The sequence below is a fragment of the Erwinia sp. B116 genome, from assembly GCF_002865965.1.
In the GTDB taxonomy this organism is placed as follows: Bacteria; Pseudomonadota; Gammaproteobacteria; order Enterobacterales; family Enterobacteriaceae; genus Erwinia.
Genome location: NZ_JRZZ01000004.1, coordinates 72,979 through 80,901 on the forward strand (window position 1 = coordinate 72,979; position 7,923 = coordinate 80,901).

The 7,923-nt window shown below is 60.8% G+C and carries 6 protein-coding genes and 1 pseudogene; all 7 read left to right on the forward strand.

The features are described from left to right. Window positions 1-32: 32 nt before the first annotated feature. Window positions 33-1,604, forward strand: a complete 1,572-nt coding sequence (gene leuA, locus NV64_RS04555) for a 2-isopropylmalate synthase (protein WP_056235966.1) — start codon at window positions 33-35, stop codon at window positions 1,602-1,604. Continuing rightward, complete coding sequence (leuB, locus tag NV64_RS04560) at window positions 1,604-2,692, forward strand: 3-isopropylmalate dehydrogenase (RefSeq protein WP_056235964.1); 1,089 nt, start codon at window positions 1,604-1,606, stop codon at window positions 2,690-2,692. Before leuA ends, leuB begins: the two co-directional genes overlap by 1 nt. Further along, window positions 2,692-4,092: a 3-isopropylmalate dehydratase large subunit gene (gene leuC, locus NV64_RS04565; protein ID WP_056235961.1), complete on the forward strand. Its 1,401-nt coding sequence runs from the start codon at window positions 2,692-2,694 to the stop codon at window positions 4,090-4,092. Before leuB ends, leuC begins: the two co-directional genes overlap by 1 nt. Before the next feature lie 9 nt (window positions 4,093-4,101). Beyond that, window positions 4,102-4,707: a 3-isopropylmalate dehydratase small subunit gene (gene leuD, locus NV64_RS04570; RefSeq protein ID WP_056235959.1), complete on the forward strand. Its 606-nt coding sequence runs from the start codon at window positions 4,102-4,104 to the stop codon at window positions 4,705-4,707. A 257-nt stretch (window positions 4,708-4,964) separates the two neighbouring features. Beyond that, a complete protein-coding gene (gene sgrR, locus NV64_RS04575; protein WP_056235956.1) occupies window positions 4,965-6,629 on the forward strand; it encodes an HTH-type transcriptional regulator SgrR in 1,665 nt (554 codons plus the stop codon). Between the two features lie 77 nt (window positions 6,630-6,706). Continuing rightward, on the forward strand, window positions 6,707-7,693 hold the full coding sequence (gene thiB / locus NV64_RS04580) for a thiamine ABC transporter substrate binding subunit (protein WP_101505414.1): 987 nt from the start codon (window positions 6,707-6,709) through the stop codon (window positions 7,691-7,693). Beyond that, window positions 7,669-7,848, forward strand: a pseudogene (gene thiP / locus NV64_RS23890) (thiamine/thiamine pyrophosphate ABC transporter permease ThiP); the annotation flags it as partial. The gene thiB and the pseudogene thiP, both read left to right, overlap by 25 nt. Window positions 7,849-7,923 lie beyond the last annotated feature (75 nt).

The following is a 7,923-nucleotide window of genomic DNA, read 5'->3' on the forward strand; positions in this document are numbered from 1 at the left end:
CCGGCGAAGCAGACAAGACAAGGAACTATCCAATGAGCCAACAAGTCATTATTTTCGATACCACTCTGCGCGACGGCGAGCAGGCGTTACAGGCCAGCCTGAGTGTGAAAGAAAAGCTGCAGATTGCCCTGGCACTGGAACGCATGGGTGTGGACGTGATGGAAGTCGGCTTCCCGGTCTCTTCGCCGGGCGACTTCGAATCGGTGCAGACCATCGCCCGCCAGATTAAAAACAGCCGGGTGTGTGGCCTGGCACGCTGTGTGGAAAAAGATATCGACGCCGCCTATGAAGCGCTGCGCGTGGCGGAGGCTTACCGCATCCACACTTTCCTGGCGACCTCGCCGATGCATATCGCCACCAAACTGCGCAGCACCCTGCCCGAGGTAATCGAGCGTGCCGTGAAGATGGTAAAACGCGCGCGTAACTACACTGACGATGTGGAGTTCTCCTGCGAAGACGGCGGCCGTACCCCGATTGACGATCTGTGCCGCGTCGTGGAAGCGGCGATCAACGCCGGTGCCACCACCATCAATATCCCTGATACCGTCGGTTATACCCTGCCTTACGAGTACGCCAACATCTTCAGCGCCCTGCGCGACCGCGTGCCGAACATCGATAAAGCGATTCTGTCCGTGCATACCCATGATGACCTGGGCATGGCGGTTGGTAACGCGCTGGCCGCGGTCAACGCCGGTGCCCGCCAGATTGAAGGGGCAATGAACGGTCTGGGCGAGCGCGCCGGTAACTGTGCGCTGGAAGAGACCATCATGGCGATTAAAACCCGTGGTCAGCTGATGAACGTGCACACCCGCATTAACCATCAGGAGATCTACCGCACCTGCCAGACCGTCAGCCAGATCTGCAATATGCCTATCCCGGCGCACAAGGCGATTATCGGCTCCAACGCTTTCGCACACTCTTCCGGTATCCACCAGGACGGCGTGCTGAAGAACCGTGAAAACTACGAAATCCTGACCCCGGAATCGATCGGCCTGAAGCAGGTGCAGCTGAACCTGACCTCCCGCTCCGGCCGTGCGGCGGTAAAACACCGTATGGAAGAGATGGGCTACGACGAGTCTGAATACAATATGGACGCGCTGTATGAGGCGTTCAAAGCGCTGGCCGACAAGAAAGGCCAGGTGTTTGATTATGACCTGGAAGCGCTGGCCTTTATCAACAAACAGTCGGAAGAGCCGGAATACTTCAAGCTGGACACCTTTAACGTGCAGTCCGGCTCCAGCGTCATCGCCACCGCCACCGTTCAGCTGGGCTGCGGCGATGAGCAGAAAACCGAAGCCGCCACCGGTAACGGCCCGGTCGACGCCGTCTACCAGGCGATCAACCGCATCACCGACTTTGACGCCGAGCTGGTCAGCTATCAGCTGACGGCCAAAGGCCACGGTAAAGACGCGCTGGGCCAGGTCGATATCGTGGTGCAGTACAACGACCGTAAGTTCCACGGCGTAGGTCTGGCGACCGATATCGTCGAATCCTCGGCTAAAGCCATGGTTCACGCACTGAACAATATCTGGCGCGCACGTCAGGTCGAGCAGGAACTGCAGCGTAAATCGACTCAACAGGATCAGAAGGAAGCGGTGGAATAATGTCCAGGACTTATCATCTCGCAGTATTACCCGGTGACGGCATCGGCCCGGAAGTGATGGCGCAGGCCAGTAAAGTACTGGACGCGGTTCGCCAGCGCTTCGGTATGCGCATCTCCACCAGCGAATATGACGTTGGCGGCATCGCCATCGACCGTCACGGCGAGCCGCTGCCGGCAGCCACCGTTAAGGGCTGTGAGCAGGCAGATGCAATTCTGTTTGGTTCCGTCGGTGGCCCGAAGTGGGAACACCTGCCGCCGGCAGAGCAGCCGGAGCGCGGCGCGCTGCTGCCGCTGCGTAAGCACTTCCAGCTGTTCAGCAACCTGCGCCCGGCCAGCCTGTATAAAGGGCTGGAAGATTTCTGCCCGCTGCGCCGCGATATCGCCGATAAGGGCTTCGATATCCTGGTGGTGCGTGAACTGACCGGCGGCATCTACTTCGGCCAGCCGAAGGGCCGTGAAGGCAGCGGCATGCACGAGCGCGCCTTCGACACCGAGGTCTATCACCGTTTTGAGATCGAACGGATTGCGCGTATCGCCTTTGAGTCGGCACGCAAGCGCCGCAATAAAGTGACCTCGATCGATAAAGCCAACGTGCTGCAGTCCTCGATCCTCTGGCGTCAGATCGTCACCGAAATCGCGAAGGATTACCCGGACGTGGCGCTGGAGCATATGTATATCGACAACGCCACCATGCAGATGATCAAGGCACCGTCGCAGTTTGACGTGGTGCTGTGCTCGAACCTGTTTGGTGACATTCTGTCTGACGAGTGTGCGATGATCACCGGCTCGATGGGCATGCTGCCGTCTGCAAGCCTGAACGAGCAGGGCTTTGGCCTGTTCGAACCGGCAGGTGGCTCCGCGCCAGATATCGCCGGTAAAAATATCGCTAACCCGATTGCCCAGATCCTGTCGCTGGCACTGCTGCTGCGCTACAGCCTGAATGCTGCCGACGCCGCGGACGCCATTGAGCAGGCGATTAACCGCGCGCTGGCAGAGGGCTACCGTACCGGCGATCTGGCCGGCGGTGGCACGGCGATCGGCACCGATGAAATGGGCGATGTGATTGCCCGGTTTATTCGCGAAGCATAATTATGAAAACACTGTACGAGAAGCTGTTTGACGCGCATGTCGTGCACGAAGCACCCAGTGAAACGCCGCTGATTTATATCGATCGTCACCTCGTTCATGAGGTGACTTCAGCACAGGCGTTTGACGGCCTGCGCGCGCACGGACGCCCGGTGCGTCAGCCGTCTAAAACCTTTGCCACCATGGATCACAACGTCTCCACCCAGTCGCGGGATATCAACGCCAGCGGCGAGATGGCGCGGATCCAGATGTCGATGCTGATCAAAAACTGCGAGGCCTTTGGCGTACAGCTGTTTGACCTCAGCCATCAGTTTCAGGGCATCGTCCACGTAATGGGCCCCGAACAGGGGCTGTCACTGCCCGGCATGACCATCGTCTGCGGCGATTCCCACACCTCGACCCACGGCGCGCTGGGCGCGCTGGCGTTCGGCATCGGCACCTCGGAAGTGGAGCACGTGCTGGCCACCCAGACGCTGAAACAGGCGCGGGCGAAAACCATGAAGGTGGAAGTGCGCGGACAAACGGCGCCCGGCATCACCGCGAAAGATATCGCGCTGGCGATTATCGGCAAAACCGGCAGCGGCGGCGGCAACGGCCACGTGGTCGAATTCTGCGGTGAGGCGGTGGCCGCCCTGAGCATGGAAGGCCGCATGACGCTGTGCAATATGGCGATTGAGCTGGGCGCGAAGGCGGGCCTGGTGGCGCCGGATGACACCACCTTTAACTATGTTAAAGGACGTCGTTTTGCGCCGAAAGAGACGGAGTGGGAGCAGGCGGTGGCGTACTGGCGTACGCTCAGGACCGACGAGGGTGCAACGTTTGATAAGGTGGTCACGCTGGATGCCGCCGGCATCGCGCCGCAGGTTACCTGGGGTACTAATCCAGGCCAGGTGATCGCCGTCAGCGATCCGATCCCCGATCCGGCCTCGTTCAGCGATCCGGTGGAACGCGCTTCCGCTGAGAAGGCGCTGGCCTATATGGATCTGCAGCCCGGCGTGCGCCTGACCGAAGTGAAGATCGATAAGGTCTTTATCGGATCCTGCACTAACTCACGCATTGAAGATCTGCGCGCCGCGGCGGCGGTGGTCAAAGGACATAAGATCGCCGGCGGCGTTCAGGGTTACGTGGTGCCGGGTTCCGGCCCGGTAAAAGCGCAGGCGGAAGCCGAAGGGCTGGATAAGATCTTTATCGACGCCGGCTTTGAGTGGCGTCTGCCGGGCTGCTCAATGTGCCTGGCGATGAACAACGATCGCCTCAATCCGGGCGAGCGTTGCGCCTCCACCAGCAACCGCAACTTTGAAGGACGCCAGGGGCGCGGCGGCCGTACTCATCTGGTCAGCCCGGCGATGGCCGCGGCAGCAGCGGTGGCCGGCCACTTTGCTGATATTCGCGAACTGGCGTAAGGACAAAACATGGCGAAAAAATTTACTCAGCACACCGGCGTGGTGCTGCCGATGGACCTGGCCAACGTTGATACCGACGCGATTATCCCCAAGCAGTTTCTGCAGATGGTGACCCGCACCGGCTTTGGCCGCAACCTGTTCTTTGACTGGCGCTACAGCGATGCCGAAGGCCAGGTGCCCAACCCGGACTTCATTCTGAACCAGCCGGCGTTCAGCGGTGCCAGCATCATGCTGACCCGCGAAAACTTTGGCTGCGGATCGTCACGCGAACACGCGCCCTGGGCGCTGACCGACTACGGCATTCAGGCGATCGTCGGTTCTGGCTTTGCCGATATCTTTGCCAACAACTCGTTCAATAACCAGCTGCTGCTGGTGACGCTGAGCGAAGCCGAGGTCGACGAACTGTTTCAGATGGTTGCCGCGCAGCCGGGCGTACAGTTTACCGTCGACCTGGAAAACCAGCAGGTGCTGGCCGGTGACAGGGCTTATCGCTTTGAAATCGACAGCTTCCGCCGCCACTGCCTGCTGCACGGGCTGGATGCAATTGGCCTGACGCTGCAGCACGATGATGCCATCGCCCGCTACGAGCAAAACCAGCCGGCGTTTCTGCGTTAAGTCCGCCCGTTGCTCTGCCGCCCGCCCCGGGCAGCAGATTGCGCCATAAAAAAGCCAGCGGGCCGTCAGGCCCGCTGGCTGGTGAAAAGCACCATACTCAGAAAAAACCCGATTCCTGCTGCAGGCCGGTACCGGGCGATCTAGCGGATGTCAGAGCGCCATTCATCAGAATGCCTCCCGCTCTTCCATCTGTCGCCATTATCGCCATAATACAGGGAACAAAAAACAGACGGCTTTCAACCCGGAGTTCCCCTTTTATGTCCTCACCGCGTTTGCAGCAGCAGTTTATTCGCCTGTGGCAGAGCTGCGACGGCCAGTCGCAGGAGACCACCCTCAGCGATCTGGCCGTGCAGCTCAGCTGTTCCCGCCGCCATATGCGTAACCTGCTCAACGCCATGCAGGCGGCCGGCTGGCTGGAGTGGCAGGCGGAGGCCGGGCGCGGCAAGCGCTCCAGGCTGAACTTCCTCTATACCGGGCTGGCGCTGCAGCAGCAGCGGGCGGAAGATCTGCTGGAACAGGATCGCATCGACCAGTTGGTACAGCTGGTGGGGGATAAAAACCGTGTGCGCCAGATGCTGCTGTCGCATCTCGGCCGCAGCTTCCGCCAGGGGAAACATATCCTGCGCGTCCTTTACTATCGCCCGCTGCTCAATCTGCTGCCCGGCACGCCGCTCAGGCGCTCGGAAACCCACCTCGCCCGGCAGATCTTCAGCGGGCTGACCAAAATAAACGAGGAAAACGGGGAAATCGAGCCGGACGTGGCGCACCACTGGCAGCAGCTGGCACCGCTGCACTGGCGTTTCTACCTGCGCCCGGCGATCCACTTCCACCACGGCCGCGAACTGCAGATGGAGGACGTCACCAGCACGCTGGAACGGCTGCTGAACCAGCCGCTCTTCAGCCATCTGGCACGCATTGAGTCCGGCACGCCATGGACGCTGGATATCCATCTGCATCAGCCGGACCGCTGGCTGCCCTGGCTGCTGGGCAGCGTCAGCGCGATGATCCTGCCGAAAGAGTGGCCGTTTATGCGCAACTTCGCCCGCCAGCCGGTGGGTACCGGTGCCTACGCGGTGGAACGCAACCAGCACAGCCAGCTGCGCATTGCCGCCTTTGACGACTACTTTGGCTACCGGGCGCTGATTGACGAGGTCAACATCTGGGTGCTGCCGGAGATCAGCGACGAGCTGGTCTACTCCGGCGTCAAGCTGCAGAGCGACGGCGAGGATCAGAAATCGGCGGAAGAGAGCCGGCTGGAAGAGGGCTGCTATTTTCTGCTGTTTGACCAGCGTTCAGCGTGGGGGCAGAACGAACAGCTGCGCCGCTGGATCGGCACCATCTTCAACCCGATCGCGCTGCTCAGTCAGAACAGCATCGGCTATCAGCGCTACTGGTTCCCGGCCTATGGTCTGCTGCCGCGCTGGCACCACCGCCTTGACATGGCCACGGCGGAAAAACCCGAAGGGCTGACCTCGCTGACTATCACCTGGTACAGCGATCATATCGAACATCTGGGGATCGCCAGCGCGCTGCGACCGATCCTGGCATCCCACGGCGTGGATCTGATCACGCGGGAGATCGGTTACGAGGCGTGGCATAACGGCGAGGCGGAGAGCGATCTGTGGCTGGGCAGCGCCAACTTCACCCTGCCGCTGGAATTTTCGGTCTTCTCCCTGCTGTATGAGATCCCGCTGCTGCAGCACTGCGTGCCCCGCGACTGGCAGCAGGACGCACGGCAGTGGCGCGATAAGCAACTCGATCTGGCCGACTGGAGCCGACAGCTGGTCGCCGATAACTATATTCATCCGCTGTTCCACCACTGGCTGCTGCTGCACGGTCAGCGCAGCATGCGCGGGGTGCGGATGAACACCCTCGGCTGGTTTGACTTTAAGTCCGCCTGGTTTGCGCCACCTGACGCATAATCGCGCTTTCGTTACCTGGCTGAAGTCACTACACTCTGCGGTCTGCGGGCAGACCGCCACACATAAAGGAACCTCTGGTGCTGAAAAAAATCTTACCTCTGCTGGCGCTGTTCTCCCTGCCCGCCCTTGCGGCAAAACCGACCCTGACGGTTTACACCTACGACTCGTTTGCCGCAGAGTGGGGCCCGGGACCCGCGGTGAAGAAAAATTTTGAAGCGGAGTGCGGCTGCGAGCTGAAATTTGTTGCGCTGGAGGATGGCGTCTCGCTGCTTAACCGCCTGCGCATGGAAGGAAAGAACAGCAGGGCCGACGTGGTGCTGGGGCTGGATAACAACCTGCTGGAAGCGGCGCAAAAGACCGGCCTGTTTACCGCCAGCAACGTGGATACCGCCGCCAGTACCGTGCCCGGCGGCTGGCACGACGACACCTTTGTACCATTCGACTACGGCTGGTTCGCTTTTGTCTATGACAAAACCAGACTGCAAAATCCGCCGAAGAGCCTGAAAGAGCTGGTGGAGAGCGATCGGCCGCTGAAGGTGATCTACGAAGATCCGCGCACCAGCACGCCGGGCCTTGGCCTGCTGCTGTGGATGCAAAAGGTATATGGCAACGACGCCCCCGCCGCCTGGCAGAAGCTGGCGCAGAAAACCGTCACCGTCACCAAGGGCTGGAGCGAAGCCTACGGCCTGTTCCTGAAAGGGGAAGCCGATATGGTGCTCAGCTACACCACCTCTCCGGCTTACCACCTGATCGAAGAGAAGAAAACCCAGTATGCGGCGGCGAACTTCAGTGAAGGGCACTATCTGCAGGTTGAAGTGGCCGGTCAGCTGAAGGCCAGCCCGCAGCCGAAGCTGGCGCAGCAGTTTATGCAGTTTATCCTGACGCCGGGCTTCCAGCAGACCATCGCCACCGGCAACTGGATGTACCCGGCGGCGCAGACCGCACTGCCGGACGCCTTCAAAACGTTGCCGGTACCGGAAACCTCACTGCAGTACAGCCCGCAGGACGTTGCCAGCCAGCGCAGCGGCTGGATTAGCGCATGGCAACGCGCCGTCAGCCGCTGATCCCCGGCTGGCTGCTGCCCGGCGGCCTGGCGGCCACGCTGCTGGTTGCCGTGGCGCTGCTGGCCTTTGGCGCGCTGTGGTTCAGCGCTCCGGCCACCGACTGGCGGGGCATGCTGCAGGACCGCTATCTGTGGCACGTGCTCGGTTTCTCCTTCTCATGATTGATATCGAACTCGCTCAGCCCCGACAAAAACGCCTCTTTAGCCGCGCGATGGCCGTTAACCGCAATT